General features: G+C 38.1%; 24 protein-coding genes. 21 read left to right on the top strand and 3 right to left on the bottom strand.

Translation table 11 applies throughout. From position 1 onward, the window contains the following. Positions 1 to 51: 51 nt before the first annotated feature. The 3 genes from POF52_RS11645 to POF52_RS11635 all read left to right on the top strand — a co-directional run bounded on the left by POF52_RS11645 (position 52) and on the right by POF52_RS11635 (position 2,254). Entirely contained in the window at positions 52 to 456 is a 405-nt protein-coding gene (locus POF52_RS11645) for a CidA/LrgA family protein (protein ID WP_271992766.1), read from the top strand. Further along, on the top strand, positions 426 to 1,118 hold the full coding sequence (locus POF52_RS11640; RefSeq protein WP_013082941.1) for an LrgB family protein: 693 nt from the start codon (positions 426 to 428) through the stop codon (positions 1,116 to 1,118). Before POF52_RS11645 ends, POF52_RS11640 begins: the two co-directional genes overlap by 31 nt. 263 nt (positions 1,119 to 1,381) lie before the next feature. Continuing rightward, positions 1,382 to 2,254, top strand: coding sequence for an STAS domain-containing protein (locus POF52_RS11635; RefSeq protein WP_016763913.1), 873 nt, complete (start codon positions 1,382 to 1,384; stop codon positions 2,252 to 2,254). A gap of 120 nt (positions 2,255 to 2,374) precedes the next feature. Here the strand turns inward: POF52_RS11635 and POF52_RS11630 are convergent, their stop codons facing one another. Further along, complete coding sequence (locus tag POF52_RS11630) at positions 2,375 to 2,851, bottom strand: hypothetical protein (protein WP_013082943.1); 477 nt, start codon at positions 2,849 to 2,851, stop codon at positions 2,375 to 2,377. Positions 2,852 to 2,919: 68 nt separating this feature from the next. After that, positions 2,920 to 3,492, bottom strand: coding sequence for a GNAT family N-acetyltransferase (locus tag POF52_RS11625; RefSeq protein WP_013082944.1), 573 nt, complete (start codon positions 3,490 to 3,492; stop codon positions 2,920 to 2,922). Between the two features lie 240 nt (positions 3,493 to 3,732). Here POF52_RS11625 and POF52_RS11620 point away from each other — a divergent pair, with 240 nt between their 5' ends. The 13 genes from POF52_RS11620 (at position 3,733) to POF52_RS11560 (ending at position 16,790) form a co-directional block, all read left to right on the top strand. Further along, the gene (locus POF52_RS11620; RefSeq protein ID WP_176584773.1) at positions 3,733 to 5,970 is read left to right on the top strand and encodes an ArnT family glycosyltransferase; all 2,238 of its coding nucleotides are present in this window, start codon (positions 3,733 to 3,735) and stop codon (positions 5,968 to 5,970) included. 13 nt (positions 5,971 to 5,983) lie between these two features. Beyond that, entirely contained in the window at positions 5,984 to 6,949 is a 966-nt protein-coding gene (locus POF52_RS11615; RefSeq protein WP_271992761.1) for a glycosyltransferase family 2 protein, read from the top strand. Next, positions 6,942 to 7,346, top strand: a complete 405-nt coding sequence (locus tag POF52_RS11610) for a GtrA family protein (RefSeq protein ID WP_013082947.1) — start codon at positions 6,942 to 6,944, stop codon at positions 7,344 to 7,346. Before POF52_RS11615 ends, POF52_RS11610 begins: the two co-directional genes overlap by 8 nt. After that, positions 7,343 to 8,230 (top strand): UTP--glucose-1-phosphate uridylyltransferase GalU, encoded by an 888-nt coding sequence (gene galU, locus POF52_RS11605; protein WP_074895906.1) that lies wholly within the window; start codon positions 7,343 to 7,345, stop codon positions 8,228 to 8,230. The genes POF52_RS11610 and galU overlap by 4 nt, the downstream gene beginning before the upstream one ends. Positions 8,231 to 8,374: 144 nt before the next feature. Then, on the top strand, positions 8,375 to 9,049 hold the full coding sequence (locus POF52_RS11600) for a response regulator transcription factor (protein ID WP_176584771.1): 675 nt from the start codon (positions 8,375 to 8,377) through the stop codon (positions 9,047 to 9,049). A 1-nt stretch (position 9,050) separates the two neighbouring features. After that, positions 9,051 to 10,430 carry a sensor histidine kinase gene (locus POF52_RS11595; protein WP_176584770.1) on the top strand — a complete coding sequence of 460 codons (1,380 nt, stop codon included), beginning with the start codon at positions 9,051 to 9,053 and terminating at the stop codon, positions 10,428 to 10,430. A 372-nt stretch (positions 10,431 to 10,802) separates the two neighbouring features. After that, a complete protein-coding gene (locus POF52_RS11590) occupies positions 10,803 to 10,967 on the top strand; it encodes a YezD family protein (RefSeq protein WP_013056824.1) in 165 nt (54 codons plus the stop codon). A gap of 347 nt (positions 10,968 to 11,314) precedes the next feature. Further along, positions 11,315 to 11,467: a Fur-regulated basic protein FbpA gene (locus POF52_RS11585; protein WP_013056825.1), complete on the top strand. Its 153-nt coding sequence runs from the start codon at positions 11,315 to 11,317 to the stop codon at positions 11,465 to 11,467. A 251-nt stretch (positions 11,468 to 11,718) separates the two neighbouring features. Beyond that, entirely contained in the window at positions 11,719 to 12,783 is a 1,065-nt protein-coding gene (locus POF52_RS11580; RefSeq protein ID WP_271992755.1) for a sulfate ABC transporter substrate-binding protein, read from the top strand. A 94-nt stretch (positions 12,784 to 12,877) separates the two neighbouring features. Next, on the top strand, positions 12,878 to 13,714 hold the full coding sequence (gene cysT / locus POF52_RS11575; protein ID WP_013082952.1) for a sulfate ABC transporter permease subunit CysT: 837 nt from the start codon (positions 12,878 to 12,880) through the stop codon (positions 13,712 to 13,714). Positions 13,715 to 13,726: 12 nt separating this feature from the next. Next, positions 13,727 to 14,593 (top strand): sulfate ABC transporter permease subunit CysW, encoded by an 867-nt coding sequence (gene cysW, locus POF52_RS11570; RefSeq protein WP_271992753.1) that lies wholly within the window; start codon positions 13,727 to 13,729, stop codon positions 14,591 to 14,593. 19 nt (positions 14,594 to 14,612) lie between these two features. After that, positions 14,613 to 15,686 (top strand): sulfate/molybdate ABC transporter ATP-binding protein, encoded by a 1,074-nt coding sequence (locus tag POF52_RS11565; protein WP_271992751.1) that lies wholly within the window; start codon positions 14,613 to 14,615, stop codon positions 15,684 to 15,686. 108 nt (positions 15,687 to 15,794) lie between these two features. Continuing rightward, positions 15,795 to 16,790, top strand: coding sequence for a ketoacyl-ACP synthase III (locus tag POF52_RS11560; RefSeq protein WP_176584766.1), 996 nt, complete (start codon positions 15,795 to 15,797; stop codon positions 16,788 to 16,790). 103 nt (positions 16,791 to 16,893) lie between these two features. Here the strand turns inward: POF52_RS11560 and POF52_RS11555 are convergent, their stop codons facing one another. After that, positions 16,894 to 17,733: a YitT family protein gene (locus POF52_RS11555; protein ID WP_028413534.1), complete on the bottom strand. Its 840-nt coding sequence runs from the start codon at positions 17,731 to 17,733 to the stop codon at positions 16,894 to 16,896. 248 nt (positions 17,734 to 17,981) lie between these two features. Here POF52_RS11555 and POF52_RS11550 point away from each other — a divergent pair, with 248 nt between their 5' ends. The 5 genes from POF52_RS11550 (at position 17,982) to POF52_RS11530 (ending at position 22,527) form a co-directional block, all read left to right on the top strand. Next, positions 17,982 to 18,335 (top strand): YolD-like family protein, encoded by a 354-nt coding sequence (locus POF52_RS11550; protein ID WP_026106574.1) that lies wholly within the window; start codon positions 17,982 to 17,984, stop codon positions 18,333 to 18,335. Positions 18,336 to 18,457: 122 nt separating this feature from the next. After that, positions 18,458 to 18,598: a hypothetical protein gene (locus POF52_RS11545; protein ID WP_176584765.1), complete on the top strand. Its 141-nt coding sequence runs from the start codon at positions 18,458 to 18,460 to the stop codon at positions 18,596 to 18,598. Positions 18,599 to 18,979: 381 nt separating this feature from the next. Then, positions 18,980 to 19,732, top strand: coding sequence for a DeoR/GlpR family DNA-binding transcription regulator (locus POF52_RS11540; RefSeq protein ID WP_013056834.1), 753 nt, complete (start codon positions 18,980 to 18,982; stop codon positions 19,730 to 19,732). Further along, complete coding sequence (pfkB, locus tag POF52_RS11535; protein WP_014460320.1) at positions 19,729 to 20,643, top strand: 1-phosphofructokinase; 915 nt, start codon at positions 19,729 to 19,731, stop codon at positions 20,641 to 20,643. The genes POF52_RS11540 and pfkB overlap by 4 nt, the downstream gene beginning before the upstream one ends. Positions 20,644 to 20,655: 12 nt before the next feature. Continuing rightward, entirely contained in the window at positions 20,656 to 22,527 is a 1,872-nt protein-coding gene (locus POF52_RS11530; protein ID WP_230932521.1) for a PTS fructose transporter subunit IIABC, read from the top strand. Positions 22,528 to 22,594 lie beyond the last annotated feature (67 nt).

The following is a 22,594-nucleotide window of genomic DNA, read 5'->3' as shown; positions in this document are numbered from 1 at the left end:
AAATAAAGAGAGGAGGACAGCTGTTCTTTATCTATAGGACAGTGACCTATAATGAAAGTGATACGAATCATTTTACAAATCGCGATTCTTTATGCTTTTTCTATGGTTGGCGAAGCTGTTCACCACATACTTCACCTGCCTATCCCAGGCAGTATTATAGGCTTAATTTTAATGCTCATTTGCTTAACGTGCAAAATTGTTCCCATCAAAGTGATCGAAGACGGAGCAAGCTTCTTGTTATCTTTTTTACCTTTATTATTCATACCAGCTATGGCAGGAGTGATGAATTATCCTTCGCTTCTTTCAAGCAGCGGAGCGATTTTGTTTTTAATTATTGTGCTTAGTACAATCATTACGATGGCTGCCGCGGGGGCTGCCAGCCAACTTTTAGAAAAGAAAGCGAACAAACGAAAGGAGAAACAACAGTGCAAGAATTCTTTATCGCGCTCTTTATAATCATAGCTACAGTTGCTCTGTATCTAGTCATGGCGAAAGTATACGTACGGTTCTCCTACCCAATTCTTATTCCAGTTTTAACTACAACCGTATTCGTTATTCTTCTTTTGCTTGCTTTTCATATTTCTTATGACGAGTATATGATTGGAGGCAAATGGATTAATTCACTTCTGGGGCCAGCGGTTGTTGCATTAGCGTATCCACTTTATAAACAGCGTGAGATGCTAGTGAAATACAGCATTCCTATTATTGGAGGAGTGTTTGTAGGATTATTTGCAGGCATGATTAGCGGACTTGTGTTCGCTGAAGTATTCGGCATTGACCGAAGCCTGATTTTATCCATTGTTCCTAAGTCTATTACCACTCCCGTTGCAATTCAAATTGCTACGGGACTAGGAGGGGTGCCATCCATGACTGTGGTATTTGTTATGATTGCAGGCTTTTCGGGAGTAATTCTTGGACCTTTACTTTTAAAGTGGATTCGTATTAAAAGTTCTTTAGGAAAAGGAATTGCCCTAGGCAGCGCTTCTCATGCGCTAGGAACTTCTAAAGCATTTGAATACGGTGAACTAACGGTATCGATGAGCTCGGTATCAATGACGTTAAGCGCTGTACTGGGCTCGGTTTTTGGGCCGATTGTTGTCTGGCTATTCCAAGTGTAAAGTGAGATAAGTAAATACAGAAAACAACCCTGTTTGAGTTCAAACAGGGTTGTTTTCTATGTCAAATTACGAATTTTATTCGCAGCAAACTTTCAGTTGTGCGGCTCTTACTCTGGTACTATAATAAAAAGAAAGAAAATTCATAAAATAACCGCTTTTTTGTTATTTTTAGGAAGGCTAGTCAATTGTCGGTTGGGTAAGTAGGCTTAGTCAAGGTTATATACGCAGTAAAAATAGCAGAAAAGAGGAGCTGAACATATTTTATGAAAGAGGAACTCGTGTATATAGGAAAAAAGATTCTTGAGCATAAATATAGCTTGTCAGAAAAATTAGCCGAACGTTTAGATTCTACACATACGCTAAGTATAGAGGAATTAAAAGAAAAGAAAATTTTGAAATGGCGAGTGTCAATTATGGAGTACTTTGGAAGAGCGCTATTTGAAGAACAAGAGGATGTACTTAAACTTGTTAAAGAATGGGCACTTGACACGGGAAAATATGCAGTGGAAAAAAATATTCCTTTAGAAAAAGCACTCGGTATCCTCCCAATATATCGCAGCGTTATTTGGGATGTATTTACAAGAGAACTAGAGGAGCATCAGTTTGCTGCAATTACCATGCTGCATGTCAGTGAGCGAATTGATCCGCTTTTAGATACGGTAACATATGTTTTTGGTCAAATTTATGATGAGCATAATCGATATATGATGAATTTAGCTTACACGTCACTAGAAGAACTGTCAGTTCCGCTCGTACCTGTGACAAAAGGTATCGCTATTATGCCGATTATTGGAGAAATTGATACTCATCGCTCGCAAGTTATTATGGAAACTTGCTTGAAAAAAGGGACAAGCCTTCAATTATCCTATCTTATTTTGGATATTTCAGGTGTCGTGATTATTGATACAATGGTAGCAGACAATCTGTTCAAAATTCATCGATCTCTCAAATTAGTAGGAGTGGAAGCTATTATAACAGGGATACGACCGGAAATTGCCCAAACGGTAGTGAAACTGGGAATTAATTTTAATCAAATTAAAACAGAAGCAAATTTAGAAGCAGCGCTTTTAAAAATTGGGTTTAGACGTCCTGAAGAACATAGCCGTGCGCATGTGTCATCACGGCGCATAAAATGACCGGTTATGAACATACAATGGAGATATTCCTTCTTCTAAACGTCGGTATGAAATATGGATTTCAGCAGATAGAAAGTAAGCGCATAGTAAAAAAGCGGATGTTAATCAACATCCGCTTTTTTACTTAATAAATGCCATATGCCATGGTAGCACAAAAGCATAAACGAGGAAGTATACCACTATTGAATAGATAAAAAACCAGCCGTTTAAATGCATATAGCCACTTTTAATCATTCCGTATTCTATGAGTAGTGAACCAGCGCAAAAGAGAAGTGATAAAACCCATTTATTTTTAGCTGTTAAGTAAGTCAAAAATAAAATGGAAAGGGAAGGTGGAATAAATGTATAGCTTAGAATATCTCCAAGTCCTGTAACTTTTGGATCTCCCAAATCAATCATGTTAAAAACACGCGTAATGATAACATCACAAAGCCATCCGACAAATCCAACTACGCAAAACGTGATATAAAAATCTCGCCAAGTTAGCTGTCGTTTAAATAAAACAAGGGCAAGAATAAATAAACATAAACTAACGGTAATCGGAAACCACAAACCATGTGCAGATAAGTCTAAATGCTGAATTGCTTGCTCCAACATTGTTCACCTCAAAAGAAAGAGTTAGTGTTGAAGTTAGCCTATGTTATGGAAGGTATTTTATACATTTTCTACGCGTTGCGTGTATATTCTTCTCGCAAGATTGAATATAACTTTAAGTCTTGATGAGCTCCTTTAATAAACATGGCTTTTCGAATCGTTCCTTCATAAGACATACCGATTTTTTTCATTACTTTCTCAGATGCAGCATTTTCAACAAAGCACCTCGCCTGAATGCGCACTAAATCCATTTCTTCAAATCCAAACGCAATTACTTTTTCAGCTGCTTCCGTAACAAATCCCTTATTCCAATATTCTTCAGAAATCGCATAGCCAATTTCCGCAATGCGATGAGTAGGGTTCCAGGTGACAAAGTCAATGGTGCCAATACATTTTTTTAAGGCTTTGATTTCCATAGCCCAAGGAGAAATGGATTGGTTGCTGTACTGCTTTAAAACGAAGGAAACAAACTCTTTTGTATCTTGAAGCTTTCGGTGCTTTTCCCAATTTACATATCTGCTTACCTTTTCATTTGAGGCATATTCAAACATGTCACGCACATCTTTTTTTGTAACTTTCCGCAAGCGGAGTCTTTCGGTTTCTAGTGTGGGTAAATTTCCGTATATATCTTTTACTTGAATCATAAAGTTGTCTCCTTTCTCAGCAAGAAGTGGATGAAGTGTTGATAATAATGTTTCATAGAAGCTGCAGCATTCCAAAAATGCGTTTTCTATTTCATGTGCTTGATTCTTTAATTGTAAAATATTTCATTGGTGAGCGTAAGAGGTCAAATGGGTTTTTGAAAAATAAAAAATTATTTTTTCTGTTCATAATCAGTTCACATATGCTTGTTAGACTAAAGTCAGAAATTACGAAGGAGTGAAATGAAACACATGAACAGTGAAGTGAAAGAAGAACGAACTTCAAATAAAAAAAGAATAGACTTATTTTTAGTTCCCATTGTTTTAATTGCAGCATTTTTGAACTTATTTAAAATTTGGACAGATGAATACGCCAACGCTTATTACACGGCAGCTGTCAAAAGTATGCTTCAAAGTTTTCATAATTTCTTTTACGCATCTTTTGATCCAGGAGGCTATGTAACGATTGATAAGCCGCCGGTTGTATTTTGGATTCAGACAATTAGTGCCAAAATATTTGGATTTCACGGATGGAGCGTCATTCTACCGCAAGCATTAGCAGGCATCGGTTCAGTCCTTTTACTATACGTACTCGTAAAACGTACGTTCGGCGTATGGGCTGGGAGATTTGCTGCTCTTGCCATGGCTCTGACGCCAATTGTACCTGCGGTAAGCCGAACAAATAATATCGATAGTATGCTTGTATTTACATTATTAGTAGCAACGTGGATGTTATTTCGTGCTGTGCGTACGGCTAAATTTGGCTGGGTGTTAGCAGCTTTTGCGATGATTGGTGTTGCATTTAATATGAAAATGCTTCAAGCATACATGGTTTTACCAGCATTTTATGTTTTCTATGTAGTGGCAACCAAAATAAATTGGAAAAAGAAAATTGCTTTTTTAACAACAGCGACTGCACTAATGCTCGCGGTTTCTGTCTCATGGGCAGTTGTAGTGGATTCAACTTCTGCTGATAAGCGACCTTATATGGGAAGCAGTCAAACAAATTCAGTTCTAGAGCTTGCTTTTGGATATAACGGTATTAATCGTTTAACTGGAAATACAAGCGTGACGGGAAGCAGTCATAAGCAGCCTGCTCAAACTGAGCAGCAAACAGCAAGCAGTGAAACAAAACAAAATAGTAATTCAAGTGCTGATTCTTCACAAAGCTCAAATCAAAGAAAAAGCAGCTCTTCCCAAAAGATGCAGGCTCCAGGCGGAGGGAATCAAAACGGAATGTTCAACACGGGTAATCCTGGTCCCTTTCGACTATTCCAAAAAGGGTTATCAGATCAAATCAGCTGGTTATTACCATTTGTAATCTTTTCAATCGTGGGTTTATTTGCCGGAGTAAAATTTAAAGGATCTTACACGACAAAACAAAAAGAAAGTTTATTTTGGTTAGCGTGGCTGCTACCAGTAGCTGTCTTCTTTAGTATCGCAGGATTTTTCCATCAGTATTATTTAATTATGCTGGCACCTCCAATCGCTGCATTTGCCGGAGCGGGAGCAGTAGCTTTATGGAGCATGTACAAACAGCATAATGGCTGGAAATCATGGCTGCTGCCAGGTGGTATTTTAACAACGGCAGCACTTCAAGTATATATTATGTCTCCTTATGTCAGCTCAATCGGCGTAGCGCCAATTGCAGGTGTAGGAGCACTGGGCGTCATTTTAGCTCTTGTTTTAGCTGTTCGTAAACAGCGTAAAAATTCGTTGACGAACTACCTAGGAGCCGCAGCGATGGTTGTCTTACTTGCGATGCCGGCGTACTGGGCGATGACACCAATTATTTATGGTGGAAATAGCATGCTTCCATCAGCAGGTCCTGATTCTTCAAGCGGTATGGGAGGACCTCCAAGCACAGCTACAAATAGCAAACAATCTGGCTTTAACGGCATGCAGCCTCCAGGAAGCTCTAGCGGCAATTCATCATCGAACAATCAAATGCAGCCGCCAAGCGGTTCATCGAACAGCGGTCAAATGCCGGGGGGTTCGTCCAATAATGGTCAAATGCAGCCGCCAAGCGGTTCTTCAAACAGTGTTCAAATGCCAAATAGCTTTTCAAACAAATCATCATCTTCAAAACGAAAAAGTGGAGGGATGAACGCAGAAGTAAATCAAAAGCTACTAAACTATTTAACAAAAAATAATACAGGTGAAAAATATTTATTTGCCACAACGGATTCAACTTCAGCTGCACCTTACATTATCAAAACGGGCAAGCCAGTAATGGCAATGGGTGGATTTAGCGGTTCAGATCCAATTTTAACGGTAAGTAAATTAAAAGCCATGATTAAAAAAGGTGAAGTGAAATATTTCTACTTGTCTGGAATGGGCAAGAGAGGTCAATCTGACGTTATCACGTGGATTAAAGAAAATAGTAAGGAGATTCCTTCTTCCAAGTGGCAGTCTACTTCATCAAGTGCTCAGCAAGGGCCATCTGGAAACGGAACACTATACGAAATAACGCTTAAATAAGGAGGGCATAAACATGAGTTCCATTGTTAAATATTCTATTGTTGTTCCTGTCTATAACGAAGAAGAAGTGATTCATGAAACCTACCGCCGTCTCACAGAAGTGATGCATTCAACGAAAGAAGCTTACGAGCTTCTTTTCGTGAACGACGGCAGTAGAGATCGAACAGCAGAAATCATTAAAGAGTACAGTGAGCAAGACCCAGCGGTTGTTTTATTAGATTTTGCCCGTAACTTTGGTCATCAAATTGCTATTACAGCTGGTATGGATTATGCAAGAGGAGAGGCGGTCGTTGTGATTGATGCTGATTTGCAAGACCCGCCCGAATTGATTTTAGAGATGATTGAAAAATGGAAGCAAGGGTTTGACGTTGTATACGCTAAGCGTACAAAGCGAAAAGGAGAAACATACTTTAAAAAACAGACGGCTGCTATGTTTTATCGCTTCTTACGTGCGATGACCGATATTGATATTCCGCTTGATACAGGGGATTTCCGTTTGCTAGATCGCAAAGTGTGCAATCAAATGAATAGCATTCAAGAAAAAAATCGCTTTGTTCGCGGATTAGTAAGCTGGGTGGGCTTTAAGCAAACAGCAGTAGAATATGAGCGAGACGAGCGTTTGGCGGGTGAGTCGAAATATCCTTTGAAAAAGATGCTGAAGCTTTCAATGGATGGCATTACGTCTTTCTCCTATAAACCGCTGAAGCTAGCTAGCTATGCTGGTGTAACGCTATCTGGTATCGGTTTTATTTATCTTTTAGTGGTGCTGTATTTGAAGTTATTTACAGACAGCACCATCACAGGGTGGTCGTCATTAATTGTCATTCAGCTATTCTTTAGCGGCATCATTTTAATTATTCTTGGTATGATTGGAGAATATATTGGCCGCATCTACGATGAAACAAAAAATCGTCCACTCTATATCGTCCGGGAAAAGTATCAGCTTGAACCACGCAAGGAAGTATCACTTCGTGACTAACAAATGGATATCTTTTATTAAATTTGCGTTAGTAGGAGTTTTAAATACACTGATTGATTTTGTAGTATACGCACTTTTAACAACAATCGGTGTTAACTATATACTAGCGCAGTGGATTTCATACAGTGCGGGCATTTTAAACAGTTATGTCATGAATCGCAAATGGACGTTTGAGAGAAAAGAAAAAAGCAGTAAGCGTGAAGTGATTTCATTTGTGATCGTAAATTTGATCACTTTATCTCTAACATCATTTCTGTTGACTGTTCTATATAATAAATGGGGTGTAGCGCTGCTACTCAGTAAACTTTTAATTACAATCGTAAGTGTCGGTATCAACTTTATTGGTACTAAATTATTTGTATTTACTACTAAAAAAGAAAGAGGGATTCATATATGACCATAAAAAAAGCAGTTATTCCAGTAGGCGGTTTAGGAACTCGATTTTTGCCAGCGACAAAAGCGCAGCCCAAAGAAATGCTGCCAATTGTCGATAAGCCTGCTGTACAATATATTGTAGAAGAAGCTGTGAAATCAGGTATTGAAAGTATTATTTTTATTACAGGACGAAACAAAAAATCAATTGAAGACCATTTTGATAAATCAATTGAGTTAGAGCAAATGCTTGAAGAAAAACACAAGTTCCAAATGCTAAAAGAAGTACAAACGATCTCATCAATGGCCAGCATTCACTATATTCGTCAAAAAGAGCCGTTAGGACTTGGTCATGCTATTCTTTGTGCCGAACAGTTTATTGGAGATGAGCCGTTTGCCGTTCTTCTTGGAGACGATATTATGACTTCTGAAGAACCTGCGCTCAAACAGATGATCCAAGCGTATGAAACGACTAATCAATCAGTTATCGGAGTTCAAAAAGTGGATGTTGAAGAGGTATCAAAATACGGAATCATTCAGCCGAAAAATAAATCTGGCAGCCTTCATGAAGTGAATGACTTGATTGAAAAACCATCGATAGAACAAGCTCCGTCAACTATTGCCGTTATGGGCCGCTACATTTTAAATCCTTCTATTTTTTCTTATCTAAAAACGATTGAAAGAGGGGTAGGAAATGAATTACAATTAACAGATGCACTGGGTGTGGTATGTGAAAAAGAGCGATTGTTTGCTCTTGAACTGGAAGGACAGCGCTTTGATATTGGAGATAAGGTAGGCTATATGAAAGCGATGGTAGAAGTTGCGTTAAAGCGCAGAGATTTACGTCAAACGTTTTTATCGTATTTGGAGGGAATTGTAGAAAAAGAACGAGCAAACAACTTCAGCTAATAAGAGTTAATCAGTTTGTTCATATTCAGTTCATATTTGAAGTCTAAAATCATTGTATGATCTTATGCGGCTCTCTGTTTACTATAAACAGAGAGCTTACTGTGCGTAAAAGCTGGACAAACTTAGGAATAGGGAGAGACATGTATGATTCAAATATTAGTTGCAGATGATGATCAACATATTCGAGAGCTGATATCATTATATTTAGAAAATCAAGGATTTAAAATTATAAAAGCAGCAGATGGTGAAGAAGCGTGGGCGAAAATGGAAGAGTTTCGAATTGATCTAGCGGTCGTTGATATCATGATGCCATTTAAAGACGGATGGGAACTAACAAAGGAAATTAAGGAGTATTTTGATATACCGGTTTTAATGGTAACAGCTAGAGGCGAATCTCATGATAAGCTAAAAGGATTTGATATCGGAACAGACGACTATGTCGTGAAGCCTTTTGATCCTCAGGAAATGGTTGCTCGTGTAAAGGCTCTTTTACGCAGGTACCGAGTAGAAGCTAACAATGTAATCTATATGGGGAATATAAAACTAGACCGTACCAAATTAGAGATGAGTGCAGGAGAAACAAGCGAACAGCTGCCGTTAAAAGAGTTTGAATTAATGTTCACGTTAGTTAGTTCTCCAGGAAAAATTTTTACTCGTGATCAGCTTATTCAATTAATTTGGGGATATGATTATGAAGGCGATGAGCGCACGGTAGACGTTCACATAAAACGTCTGCGAGAGAGGCTTAATCATATGAAAAACGTCGGTATGGAAATCAAAACAATTCGCGGACTAGGCTATAGAGCAGAAGGGTGTTAACGTGAAATCAATTTATGTAAAGCTGGTTCTGTCGTTCATCATTACAATTTTATTGAGCGTTGTGATTACCGTTGTCGTCACGACATTTCTTAGCAAGCAGAAGCTCGAAATGCGATTAGGTCAGGATATGGTGAAGATGGGAGAAGATTTTATCGATTTGTACGGAGCAGAAGACTCGGACAAAGCTGCAAGGTTTTTATCTAATTCATCATTCATCCATTTTTCGTTTATTATTATTGATGATCAGCATGAAGAAAAAGTATTAGGACAGCCAGGACCACCTATTCCAATTACACCGAAAGAAGTAGATCAAGTATTAGACGGGAAGCGTTATTCTAATTTAAACGAGGAAAAAGATGATCGTCCACAGCCAAACGTAGTGGGTCTTCCTTTTAAAGAAAATGGACGGTCGTATGCTCTGTTTATTCAGTCTCATCCACAGCGGCAATTTTCAGTTATTCAAGATGTTCAAAATATCCAGCTTATTACGATTTTATTAGTGGGTATTGTATTATTTGCATATGTTTCAATGATTATTATTAAACCGATTAAGCGTCTCAGTACAGCGATGAAAGTTGTCGGACAAGGCGAATACAATGTGCAAGTCGAGCACGCAGCGAATGATGAAATCGGTCTGTTAACTAAAAATTTTAATCAAATGACTAAAGAATTAAACAAAATAGAAACAATGAGGCAAGAGTTTATTGCTAGCGTTTCGCATGAGATTCAATCACCGCTGACCTCTATTCGCGGTTTTTCAGCGGCACTTAAAGATGATATCGTCAGTGAAGATAAAAAGATACAATATTTAACGATTATTGAAAAAGAAAGTACAAGACTTTCTCAGCTTAGTTCCAATTTGCTAAAGCTTGCTTCTCTAGACTCTGAACATCAAACGCTAATGCTGCAGCAATACCGGTTAGATGAACAAATCAGGCATGTGGTCATGGCTTTAGAACCTCAGTGGACAAAAAAGAACATAGAAATTGACCTTGATTTATCCAATGTTCAAATAGAAGCAGATAAAGATTTGTTAGAGCAAGTTTGGCTGAATTTAGTAACAAATGCTATTAAATATACGCCTGAAAATGGATTTGTGAAAATATCTATTCATCAAAAAAACGAGGAAATAGACGTGAAAATAAAGGATAATGGAATTGGTATTGCCGAAGAAGATCAAAAATATATTTTTGAAAGCTTTTATAAAGTAGATAAATCGAGAACGTTAAAAGGAAGCGGCCTCGGTCTGGCCATTACAAAAAAAATTGTTCGGCTGCATGAGGGCGCGGTACGTGTTGAAAGCAAAAAAGAACAAGGAAGCATTTTTACGGTAACCTTGCCTATCCAAAAAAATAGGGCTAAAAAAGACTCGTTTGTGTAAGTTCATGCAGATGAGTCTTTTTTATTAGGTCAAAGATATAAAAAAAATTAATAATATCTATTTATTTTTTTAATCCCTACTTGACATATAGGTAAAGTGTAAATAATATAGATAGTATAAATCTTTTGAAAAAATTGGGATGCTAAAGAAGCTGATCGGTCAACCGAAGGCTCATACTTGTTCGCTACTAGTGTGGGCCTTTTCTGTACATTGGTTGTGGTCATTAAAATCTCAATCTTCAACTGAACATATGGGGAGGATTACCATGTATTTATCTTCTGCACATTATACAAGTACTTATAGATGTTGTTCGCTTTGTTTATTCAACTGCAGCTAAAATATAAATTTATCTATGAATAGGAGAATGATAAAATGGCTTCAATTACACAAGAAAAATTAGATTATATTGTTAAATTACTAACTGAAATCAACTATGGATCTGTACTAATTACTCTTCACGATGGACAAATTACTCAAGTGGACAGCACGGAAAAAAACCGCTTTTTAGCTAAAAGCAAAGTAGCAAGCCACAAATAAGCCTAATTAAATACGTATTTAGAGAAACTGAAGGGCCAGCTTAGCTAGCGAATGCTTGACGGCGGGGCAAGCAAGTACTGTACTAAATATAGAAAACGTGCGTATTCGAATTAAAATTGACTTTCTTTCCGGTAGAAGATTTAGAATTTTTTGAATTAAAATTGTGTCATAGGTTGTATGAGTATGACGATGAGAAGTATAAAGCTGCTAAAGCAGCAGCTTTATACTTTTTAAAATTATGAAAATCTGACAGTTTCATTCCTGTGCTGACCGGATTACCGAAGGCTTCTGACCTGTGTTAGGAGTCTTTTTTTTATTCTTAAATTAATATAATAGGAGGAGAAAAGATGGAAAATTTATTACGAGCAGCGGTGCGGCAAAGAAAACAATACCTCATTGAAGAGTTGCTGAAAAAAGGGATTTACAAAAAAGAAAACCATCATCTTTTTGAACTTACACTCTCTGACTTAGAAAAAGAGTATCAGGCACGCAGTAAGTAAGGAAAGCACGTAAAAAGAACTAAAATAAGTGTAAAAAAACTAAAAACCTAGTTGACTAATAGGTAAAGTGTGTTTATTATAAAAACAAGAATAAATTGTCTTTTCAGAAAGTATCTTCTTTTTATTCTTACGAATAAATTTAATAAGAATAATTTAAGAGCATATACGCTGATCAGACTAACTGAAGGCTGCTTCTCTTTTCAAAGAGATAGCGGCCTTTTTGTATTTTTTTATAAAAAGGGGAGTAAAACATGAAGAAAAAAGCAGTTCAGTTTTTAATGGTGCTAACGGCACTGCTGGTCGTGCTAGCAGGTTGCGGCAATGGGAAATCTACTGAAACAGCAGGGAAAGATAGTTCTGCGAGTAAAAACGATTCAAAAAAACCAGTAGAGCTTTTAAACGTTTCATATGATCCTACACGTGAGCTTTATCAGGAGTTCAATAAGAGCTTTGCATCTTATTGGAAAGGTAAAACAGGGCAAGACGTTACTATCAAGCAATCACACGGTGGCTCTGGTAAGCAAGGCCGGGCAGTTATTGACGGTTTAGAAGCGGATGTCGTAACGCTTGCGCTTGCATACGATATTGATGAAATTGCTCAAACTCGCCAATTATTAAACAAAGACTGGGAAAAAGAATTGGCTCATAATTCTACACCATACACATCAACAATTGTTTTTTTAGTTCGTAAAGGAAATCCAAAGGGAATTAAAGATTGGGATGATTTAACGAAAAAAGGTGCATCCGTTATTACACCAAATCCAAAAACGTCTGGAGGCGCACGCTGGAATTATTTAGCGGCTTGGGCATACGCGAAGAATAAATATAACGGAGATAACAAAAAGATTGAAGACTTCATGAGTAAACTTTATGGAAATGTCGAAGTGTTAGACTCAGGCGCACGCGGAGCGACAACTACGTTTGTAGAACGGGGCATTGGAGACGTGTTAATTGCATGGGAAAATGAAGCTTACTTATCGTTAAATGAGCTAGGAAAAGATAAATTTGAAATTGTAACACCGTCATTAAGTATTTTAGCAGAACCGCCTGTTGCTGTAGTAGATAAAGTAGCTGAAAAGAAAGGCACAACAAAGGTAGCAAAAGCATACTTGAAATATCTATATACAGAAAAAGGTCAGGAAATCGCAGCGGAAAATTACTATCGTCCTCGAAATGAAAAAGTATTAGAGAAACACAAAGATCAATTTCCTTCTCTTAACCTAGTCACCATTAAAGATTTTGGCGGCTGGAAAAAAGCTCAAGAAACTCATTTTAACGATGGAGGAACATTCGATCAGATTTATCAGCCAAAGTAATATGATGCATTAAAAAAAGTAAATGAGGAAGATACGAATGGTAATTCGTATCTTCTGTGTACATGTATCTTGAAAGCAGAGAGAGGTGTAAGACGTGAGCGTGTTACAACGACAGAAGAAAAAGAAAAGCATCTTACCTGGATTTGGGCTTTCTTTAGGTTTTACGATGTTTTATGCAAGTATCCTTGTGCTTTTTCCGTTAGCTATGATTTTTCTAAATACGGCATCTATGGGATGGAGCGACTTTATTAAAACTGTTACAGACTCTAGAGTAGTAGCATCATATAAATTAAGTTTTGGAGCAGCATTTGCGGCAGGGATTATTAATGTTATTTTTGGAACTATTATTGCATGGGTATTAGTGAGATATCATTTTCCCGGAAAGAGGTTTATTGATGGACTTGTAGATTTGCCGTTTGCTTTACCAACGGCTGTTGCCGGCATTGCCTTGACCACTCTTTACGTTCCGAAAGGATGGATTGGTCAATTATTTACGTTTAAAATCGCATTTACGCCTATCGGAATTATTATCGCTCTGACGTTTATTGGTCTGCCGTTTGTTGTCCGAATGGTGCAGCCAGTATTGCAAAACTTTAATGCAGAGATCGAAGAAGCATCGGCTAGTTTAGGAGCCAGCCGAATGCAAACGTTCAGAAAAGTTATTTTTCCAGAGCTGGTGCCTGCTATTTTAACAGGCTTTTCTCTTTCATTCGCAAGAGCGCTTGGAGAATACGGGTCAGTTGTTTTTATTGCTGGAAATATGCCGATGAAAACTGAAATTACGCCGCTTATTATTATGACAAAACTCGAGCAGTACGATTATGCGGGCGCTACTGCTATTGCATCAGTCATGCTCGTTGTATCATTTTTTCTGTTATTACTTATTAATATTATTCAATGGTGGACAAATCGTAAATTTGTACATAGTTAAGGAGGGATGACATTGGCAGGACATGTTCCAATGCAGCATGCAAAAACGACTGTTAAACTTAATCATTCTAGTTTAAAAGAGCCCAAAGTCGTCCAGTGGCTGCTTACATTTATTGCACTGGCTTTTTTAGTTCTATTCTTAGTGCTCCCGCTCATCACCATTTTTATGACAGCTTTTCAAAAAGGGTTGGAAACGTATCTCGCTGCGATTACAAATCCGGATGCTTTGGCTGCTATTAAACTAACGCTAATTGTGGTGCTTATTACTGTTCCTTTAAATGCCGTTTTCGGCGTGGTAGCTGCATGGTTAATTACAAAGTTTGATTTTAAAGGAAAGAATATTTTAATTACGCTTATTGATTTGCCGTTTGCTGTTTCGCCTGTTATTGCTGGATTGGTTTTTATTTTATTATTTGGTGCACAAGGTTTATTCGGAGAATGGTTGTTTAATCAAGATATTAAAATTGTCTTTGCTATTCCCGGTATTATATTAGCTACTCTTTTTGTAACGCTTCCGTTTGTTGCCAAAGAATTGATTCCACTCATGCAAGCTCAAGGGTCAGCCGAAGAAGAAGCGTCGTTAACGTTAGGAGCTAGCGGTTTCAAAACTTTTTTTCTAGTGACGTTACCTAATATTAAATGGGGCTTATTATATGGCATTATTTTATGTAATGCGCGGGCGATTGGGGAGTTTGGAGCTGTTTCCGTTGTGTCTGGGCACATTCGAGGAATGACAAATACGATGCCTCTTCATATTGAAATTCTCTACAATGAATATCAATTTGCAGCAGCGTTTGCAGTAGCATCTTTAATGTCAATTTTAGCTATTTTTACATTAATTATAAAAAATATTATTGAGTGGAAAGTCAAACATATTTAAAAAGGAAGGAGCTTATGAGATGAGTATCCATATTAAGCACGTATCAAAGAACTTTGGTGATTTTAAAGCGCTGGATTCTATTAACATTGATATTCAAACGGGTGAATTAGTAGCTTTACTCGGTCCGTCCGGTTCTGGAAAAACATCTTTGCTTCGTATCATTGCCGGTCTTGAACATCTTGATCAAGGAGCTATTTTATTTGATGGAAAGGAAATTACGCACATAAATCCAAAAGAGCGGAATGTAGGGTTTGTTTTTCAACACTATGCTTTGTTCAGGCATATGACTGTGTTTGATAACATTGCGTATGGTTTAAAAGTACGATCTAAAAAAACAAGGCCTTCTAAAACAGACATTACCAAGAAAGTAACCGAGCTGCTGCAGCTTGTTAAACTAGAGCCGCTTGCAAATCGCTATCCCTCTCAATTATCAGGCGGACAGCGCCAGCGAGTAGCGCTTGCTCGAGCGTTAGCAGTAGAACCGAAGGTACTACTATTAGATGAACCTTTTGGCGCTCTGGATGCAAAAGTTCGCAAGGATTTACGCAGATGGCTGCGTAAATTGCATAATGATTTTCATATTACGAGTATTTTCGTTACGCATGATCAAGAAGAAGCCTTGGATGTAGCTGATCGTATTGTTGTGATGAACAACGGGAAAATTGAGCAGATTGGAAGTCCTGAAGAAGTATATGATCATCCTAACAGTCCATTTGTGTACGATTTTTTAGGAAACGTCAATTTATTCAAGGGCCGCATTCATAAAGGCAGACTAAAACAAGGAAGCTTTGAAATGGATGTTCCAGAATTTAACGGAAGAAATGAAGAAGCAGCTGTTGGGTATGTACGACCTCATGATATTCACCTTGAAAAGGTAAAAACAAGCGCAGATGCTGTTTCTGCAACCGTTAGCCATATTCATGTCATAGGACCTATCGTGCAAGTTGAATTAAAAAGAGAAGATGCAGAAGAATTTTTAGAAGCTGAATTGAGCAAAGAGCACTATAAAGTCCTCAGTCTTCAAGTGGGAGAGAAGGTGTATGTAAAGCCTAAGCAGCTAAAAGTATTTATTCCAGAAGATTATTCTATTTAATAAAAAGCGTAAAGGGTATGCCTTTGCGCTTTTTATCTAACAATAAATTAGTACCAGATATTAAAATCAGGTGTTATAATTGAGTATCAACTGATTTGAGGTGGAGAAATGATGCAATCAAAAGCTAGAATCACAGGAATGGGGATATATACACCAAAGCAAAAATTAACGAACGACCATTTAAAAGAAATGGTTGATACCAGTGACGAATGGATTGTACAGCGTACCGGAATGAAAGAACGACGAATTGCTGGTGAAGGCGAATACACGTCTACGCTTGCCATTCGAGCCGTTGAAAATTTGCTTAACCGATATGCTGTAGAAATAGAAGATGTAGATGCAATTATTGTTTCGACAACAACGCCGGATCACTTTTTTCCCAGCGTAGCATGTCAAATTCAAGATTACTTTCATATTGATCAAGCTGCTGCATTTGATCTAGGTGCCGCATGCGCCGGTTTTACATATGGCCTTCATGTGGCGAACGGCTTAGTGACGTCGGGATTGCATAAAAAGATTTTAGTTATTGGTGCTGAAGTCATGTCGAAAATTACAGATTATACGGACCGGGCCACATGCGTGCTGTTTGGTGACGGAGCGGGAGCTATGCTTGTAGAGTACGATGAGCATAATCCGAGTTTCTTAGGATGTCACTACGGAACGGACGGAAGCGGAGGGGTGAATTTATATCGTTCTAACTTATCTAATACTCTTTCAGGAAAAGAAATTAATTCGAGCGGGAATTTAGTTCAAAACGGACGTGAAGTATACCGCTTTGCTGTCCGAACGATTCCAAAAGGAGTAGAAGCATTATTAAAGAATACTTCCATTTCTCTTTCTGATGTAAATTGGTTTATTCCGCACAGTGCAAACCTTCGAATGATTGAAGCTATTTGTGCTAAAACAGGTGTTACAATGGATAAAACGTTAACGAGTGTGCAATACTGCGGAAATACATCTTCAGCTTCTATTCCGCTTGCTTTAAACGAAGGAATAATGACAGGAAAAGTACAGGGTAATGACCTCCTTATTCTTTATGGGTTTGGAGGAGGATTAACACACTGCGGTCTGTTAATTAAATGGACGTGTAAAGAAAAAAGCTAAAAGGCGTCGCCGTTTAGCTTTTTTCTTTTTATAACAGCGTGTTTGCAGTATTTTCAGCGCAAACATATATAATAGAAAAAACCCGCTTTTTTAAAGCGGGTTTTCAACTGGCTTTTGGAATGGTAAAACCTACTCCAAAGACGTCGCGCACATCGTGTACGACCACAAAAGCTTGTTCGTCGACTTTATGAATAATACGCTTTAATTCTAGCAGTTCTTGTTTGTTCACAACTACGTACAATACGTCTTTTGCTTCTTTTGTATAGCTTCCATGAGCAGAAAAGACAGTGACGCCGCGCTGCATCTTTTTATTGACTTGTTCGGCTACTTCAGCTGAACGGTGTGAAATAATAGTGATTGCTTTGCGAGGGTTGAGTCCTTCAATGATATAATCAAGCACCTTCGTTCCGATGTAAAGAGAAATAACCGTATACATCGTCTTTTCTCCACCGATGACAAAATAAGCGCTTGCTACAACTAATAAATCAATTGCCAGCATCGTTTTGCTAATATTCCAGTCTAGATATTGATTAGCTAAGCGGGCAATAACTGCAGAGCCTCCGGAAGTTCCGCCACCTCTAAACACAAGTCCGAGTCCTACACCAGCTAAAATACCAGCAAAAATAGCCCCCAGTAGCGTATCGTCAAGAGGATTTCCCAGTCCTTCAGTTATATGTAGGAATAGAGATGTAAAAATAATACATATAATTGTGTAAGCAATCACACGTTTGTGAAGCAATTTGTATCCGATCAGTACCAGCAAACCGTTTAATATAAAGTTTGTGATACCCGGAGACCAGCCTAATACATAATAGGTAATCATTGTTACACCGGTTACGCCCCCTTCTGCTAATTCATTTGGAATAGCAAAGTAATTAATGGCCAGTGCGAAAATGAGGCTCCCTAGAATAATGAGGATAATTTCTTTTATTTTATTAATCATGAACGTTACCTCCAATCATCAAAAGCTCCGAAAACACAGTCATGACAATGTATTATACCAACTCTAGAGACCGAATTAAAGATGGGATATTATTATTTTTTAAAAAATCAGTTTCTGCTATTAACATAAAATCTTTTGACAGTTTTTATGGAGTATGAAAAAATGAATTGTTTGCTTTTATTTTGATTAAAAAGTTTTGCAATGAGAATGTTCGTTCGGTAAAATAGAAGCAAGAGTCAAGGGGGAGAATGAACGTGTATCAAGATGAATTAAAACAGTATGCGAAGTTAGTAATGCCCGAGCATTTAGAGAAAATGAAGAAAATGTACAGTCCCGATGCGCATAAGCAGCCTTTAGGGTTGAAAAAAGAAAAGATTGAGCATATTGAAAATGTCATTATGAACAGTTACTCGGAGCATCATCCAGTAACGCTTCACGTCTATGAAGCAGGACATATTCAAAGGTATGAACGAGTGACGATTGATAAAGTCTCGCTGCAGTCGAATACGCTGATGGTTACAGGCCCTTGTTATACATATTCGATTCGAGCGGATGCAGTAATTGAAGCAGATGTATGGAAAGATGAAAGCTACTCTAGCTAAGAGTAGCTTTTTTGTTCGTTTTGTATCTTTTTTTTAACGCATGCATACAATACATAAAAGCATATTCTGCGAGTAGCAACTTCTAGCTACTAGGAAATTTTAATTAAAGAAGGGATTATTGTATGCAAAATGAAAAAAACCAAGTAAGAGAAATCGAATTAACGCAGTTCATTAAAAAAAGACTCGTTCGTTTTATCTCAAGTTTAGCTATTTCTTCTGCCCTTGCTTCCATATTATATATGCTTCTGTTTTTATTTAAATGATGGGTCACTTTGAGTTGTCCAAAAAGGTGGACAACTTTTTTAGTGTGTAGGCTTTTATGAAATCAGGACAAGCTATGCGTGATTCAGTCAGAAAAATTCAATCGGTCAAGAAATCGTCAAAAACAGTCATAGCTAATTGGGTAGAAGAAAACCTTTACATATAATGAGAAAAGTAGACAAATTCTCGAATTACCAGCTTATTTCCTTTTGTATAAACTATCATTAAAACAAATGCAAAACTAATTATTCATTCAAAAAACTTTATTTTGTAATTAAAAAAATGAATGTTTTTGATTTTTTATGATTGATTTTGAATGTAAACCGTGATAAAGTAAGTACATGAAATAAATGAAAACGCTTTTTTGAAAAAGGAGCTAGAACATGTTAACGCCGGAGAGACATCAACTAATCTTAAAACTTTTAAAAGAGAAAGAACTTGTAAAAGTGCAAGAGTTTATCGAAGTTACAGGCGCTTCGGAATCCACAATTAGAAGAGACTTAAGTCAACTAGAAGAAGAGCAAATGCTCAAACGTGTTCACGGTGGCGCTTCGCTTATTCGCAGTAAACGAATTGAACTGAGCGTTATCGAAAAATCTGCTAAAAATGTTCAAGATAAACGAAACATTGCAGAGTATGCGGCTTCCATTATAAATGAAGGTGACTGTATTTTTTTAGATGCAGGAACTACAACGTATGAAATGATTCCTTTTTTAAAGCAAAAAGATGTAGTTGTCGTGACAAATGGTTTAATGCATTTAAACCCGATGCTAGAACAAGGTATCACCCTCTATTTAATTGGAGGATCCGTTAAACATAAAACGGGCGCTTTAATTGGCAATGGAGCTCTTTTAAGTCTTGAGCAATATCGTTTTGATAAGTGCTTTATGGGAGCGAATGGGATTCATCATCAATATGGATATACAACTCCCGATCCAGAAGAAGCATTAATCAAGCAAACGGCAATGAAGCTGTCTAGAGAATCTTATATTTTATCAGATTCTACTAAGTTTTTTGAAACAAGTTTTGCGAAAATAGCCGATTTACATGAAGCAAAAATTATAACAAATGACGTACCTAGCGATGTACTTATACAGTATGCAAACAAAACAGACATAAAGGTTGTGAAATCATGATTTATACATGTACGTTGAACCCATCCGTTGACTACGTAGTACATGTTTCAGCATTCGAAGAAGGCGGGCTTAACCGCACAACGAATGAAGCCAAGTTTCCAGGAGGAAAAGGCATTAACGTCTCTCGCGTTTTAAAGCGATTAGGTGTTGATAATAAAGCTCTCGGTTTTGTAGCCGGCTTTACAGGAACCTATATTGAAGACTACTTAAAAGCGGAGAATATCGAAACAGCTTTTACAAGAGTTGATGGAGATACCCGCATTAACGTAAAGTTAAAAACGGAAAAAGAAACAGAAATTAACGGTCAAGGACCTGCTATTACAGACGAAGCGCTTCAGTCTTTATTGACTCAAGTAAAGCAAATGACTGAAGGCGATATCTTCGTATTAGCAGGGAGTATACCGAAAACGCTTCCAAGTTCCGTGTATGAAACATTAACTGAACTAGCTGCAGCGAACGGAGTAAAAGTTGTAGTAGATGCAAGTGGAAAAACCTTGCTAGACGTCGTGTCTCACAAGCCGTTTTTTATCAAACCGAATCATCATGAACTTGCAGAATTGTTTGATGTAGAAGTAAACAGTGCAGAAGATGCGCTAGTATATGGTAAAAAACTCGTGGAACAAGGAGCGCAAAACGTCGTTGTATCCATGGCAGGCGATGGAGCACTTCTTATTAACGAAAGCGGTGTCTACAGTGCCACAGTCCCTAAAGGAACAGTGAAAAATTCTGTTGGAGCTGGCGATTCACTTGTAGCTGGATTTATTGCTTCTTATGTAAAGCAAGGGGATTTATTAGAAGCCTTTCAAACAGGAGTTGCTTCAGGAAGTGCCACAGCATTCTCACTTGAATTATGTACAGCAGAAGATGTAAAGACGCTTCGTGAACAAGTGTCAATCACAAAGGTAGAGTAGGGGGAACCGAGAATGAGAATTACAGAACTATTAAAAAAAGATACAATCATTCTTGATTTAAAAAGCACGTCAAAAGCTGATGTTATTGATGAGTTAGTTGGAAAATTAGACGAAGCTGGTCGCTTAAGCGACCGAGCTGGCTATAAAGAAGCAATTTTAAACCGTGAATCTCAAAGTACAACGGGAATTGGGGAAGGCATCGCCATTCCGCATGCGAAAACAAGCTCGGTAAAAACGCCGGCCATTGCATTTGGACGCTCAACAGAAGGTATCGATTATGAATCATTAGACGGACAGCCTGCACATCTATTCTTCATGATTGCAGCGAGTGAAGGCGCAAATAACGCTCACTTAGAAACACTATCTCGTTTGTCTACGTTATTAATGGACGAATCGTTCCGAAAAACGTTGCTAACGGCATCATCGATTGATGAAGTCATTAAAGCAATTGATGATAAAGAAACTGAAAATGAAGCGCCGGAAGAAGAAGTGGATACGGCTTCAGATCAATTAGTGCTTGCTGTAACGGCTTGTCCAACAGGAATTGCCCACACATATATGGCAGCGGACAGCCTAAAAGCAAAAGCGAAAGATATGAACGTGACGCTAAAAGTTGAAACAAATGGTTCCAGCGGTGTTAAAAACGCGTTGACGAAGGAAGAAATTGAAAACGCTACCGCTATTATTGTTGCAGCGGACAAGCAAGTAGAAATGGAACGTTTTGCAGGTAAAAAAGTTATTCAAGTTCCAGTAGCTGAAGGAATTCGCAAGCCTGAAGAATTAATTAACCGCGCGTTAAAAGGAGATGCTCCTATATACAGCGGCGGCGGTGGCAGCAAAGAAGGCGGAGAAAGTAAAGGATCAGAGCGTACAGGGTTTTACAAACACCTAATGAGCGGTGTATCAGCAATGCTTCCGTTTGTTGTAGGGGGCGGGATCTTAATTGCTATTTCATTCATGTTTGGCATTCACTCAGCAGAACCGAAAGATCCGACGTACAATGCATTTGCAGCGGCGCTAAAAACAATTGGCGGAGATAATGCATTCTTCTTACTAGTACCGGTACTAGCAGGGTTCATTGCAATGAGTATTGCTGATCGTCCTGGTTTAGCTCCTGGTATGGTTGCAGGTCTTTTAGCAGCTTCTGGTGGAGGCGGTTTCTTAGGTGGTTTAATCGCTGGTTTCTTAGCGGGTTATGTAGTAGTGGGATTAAAGAAATTATTCAGCGGTTTACCGCAAGCGCTTGATGGAATTAAGCCAGTTCTTCTTTATCCGCTATTTGGGATTTTTATCTCAGGATTGATTATGCTTTATGTTGTAAACGAGCCAGTTAGTGCAATTAACAAAGGATTAACGCACTGGTTAAGTGGATTTGGTACAGGTAACTTAGTATTATTAGGTATTATCTTAGGCGGTATGATGGCAATTGATATGGGTGGCCCTATTAATAAAGCAGCCTTTACATTTGGTATTGCAATGATTGATGCTGGAAACTATGCACCACACGCAGCGATTATGGCAGGCGGTATGGTTCCACCATTAGGTATGGCTATTGCGACAACTTTGTTCAAAAACAAATTTACTCGCCAAGAGCGCGAAACAGGTAAAACGTGTTATGTAATGGGTCTGTCATTTATTACAGAAGGTGCGATTCCATTCGCAGCAGCTGACCCAGGCCGTGTTATTCCCGCATCGGTTATCGGTGCTGCAGTAGCAGGTGCTTTAACAATGATGTTCCACATCGGTTTACCAGCACCACACGGCGGTGTATTCGTTATCGGAATTGTACAAGGAAATCCTCTTTTATATGCACTAGCAATTTTAATTGGTGCAATTGTAACGGCGGTTCTTGTAGGGGTATTAAAAAAGCCAAAAGCAGAATAACAAATAAAGACTGATTTTACATGATGTAAAATCAGTCTTTTTGTGTTTTTCTGGTAGACATTTGTTC

This window comes from Priestia sp. AB, assembly GCF_028369225.1.
Classification (GTDB): domain Bacteria; phylum Bacillota; class Bacilli; order Bacillales; family Bacillaceae_H; genus Priestia; species Priestia megaterium.
This window is presented reverse-complemented; position numbering and strand designations above follow the sequence as displayed.

Excerpts from the sequence above, each read along its gene's own strand:
- POF52_RS11645 (WP_271992766.1), top strand. The coding sequence starts at position 52 with ATGAAAGTGATACGAATCATTTTACAAATCGCGATTCTTTATGCTTTT.
- POF52_RS11635 (WP_016763913.1), top strand. The coding sequence starts at position 1,382 with ATGAAAGAGGAACTCGTGTATATAGGAAAAAAGATTCTTGAGCATAAA.
- POF52_RS11630 (WP_013082943.1), bottom strand. The coding sequence starts at position 2,851 with ATGTTGGAGCAAGCAATTCAGCATTTAGACTTATCTGCACATGGTTTG.
- POF52_RS11625 (WP_013082944.1), bottom strand. The coding sequence starts at position 3,492 with ATGATTCAAGTAAAAGATATATACGGAAATTTACCCACACTAGAAACC.
- POF52_RS11620 (WP_176584773.1), top strand. The coding sequence starts at position 3,733 with ATGAAACACATGAACAGTGAAGTGAAAGAAGAACGAACTTCAAATAAA.
- POF52_RS11615 (WP_271992761.1), top strand. The coding sequence starts at position 5,984 with ATGAGTTCCATTGTTAAATATTCTATTGTTGTTCCTGTCTATAACGAA.
- galU (WP_074895906.1), top strand. The coding sequence starts at position 7,343 with ATGACCATAAAAAAAGCAGTTATTCCAGTAGGCGGTTTAGGAACTCGA.
- POF52_RS11600 (WP_176584771.1), top strand. The coding sequence starts at position 8,375 with ATGATTCAAATATTAGTTGCAGATGATGATCAACATATTCGAGAGCTG.
- POF52_RS11590 (WP_013056824.1), top strand. The coding sequence starts at position 10,803 with ATGGCTTCAATTACACAAGAAAAATTAGATTATATTGTTAAATTACTA.
- POF52_RS11585 (WP_013056825.1), top strand. The coding sequence starts at position 11,315 with ATGGAAAATTTATTACGAGCAGCGGTGCGGCAAAGAAAACAATACCTC.
- POF52_RS11580 (WP_271992755.1), top strand. The coding sequence starts at position 11,719 with ATGAAGAAAAAAGCAGTTCAGTTTTTAATGGTGCTAACGGCACTGCTG.
- POF52_RS11565 (WP_271992751.1), top strand. The coding sequence starts at position 14,613 with ATGAGTATCCATATTAAGCACGTATCAAAGAACTTTGGTGATTTTAAA.
- POF52_RS11560 (WP_176584766.1), top strand. The coding sequence starts at position 15,795 with ATGATGCAATCAAAAGCTAGAATCACAGGAATGGGGATATATACACCA.
- POF52_RS11555 (WP_028413534.1), bottom strand. The coding sequence starts at position 17,733 with ATGATTAATAAAATAAAAGAAATTATCCTCATTATTCTAGGGAGCCTC.
- POF52_RS11550 (WP_026106574.1), top strand. The coding sequence starts at position 17,982 with ATGAACGTGTATCAAGATGAATTAAAACAGTATGCGAAGTTAGTAATG.
- POF52_RS11545 (WP_176584765.1), top strand. The coding sequence starts at position 18,458 with ATGCAAAATGAAAAAAACCAAGTAAGAGAAATCGAATTAACGCAGTTC.
- POF52_RS11540 (WP_013056834.1), top strand. The coding sequence starts at position 18,980 with ATGTTAACGCCGGAGAGACATCAACTAATCTTAAAACTTTTAAAAGAG.
- pfkB (WP_014460320.1), top strand. The coding sequence starts at position 19,729 with ATGATTTATACATGTACGTTGAACCCATCCGTTGACTACGTAGTACAT.
- POF52_RS11530 (WP_230932521.1), top strand. The coding sequence starts at position 20,656 with ATGAGAATTACAGAACTATTAAAAAAAGATACAATCATTCTTGATTTA.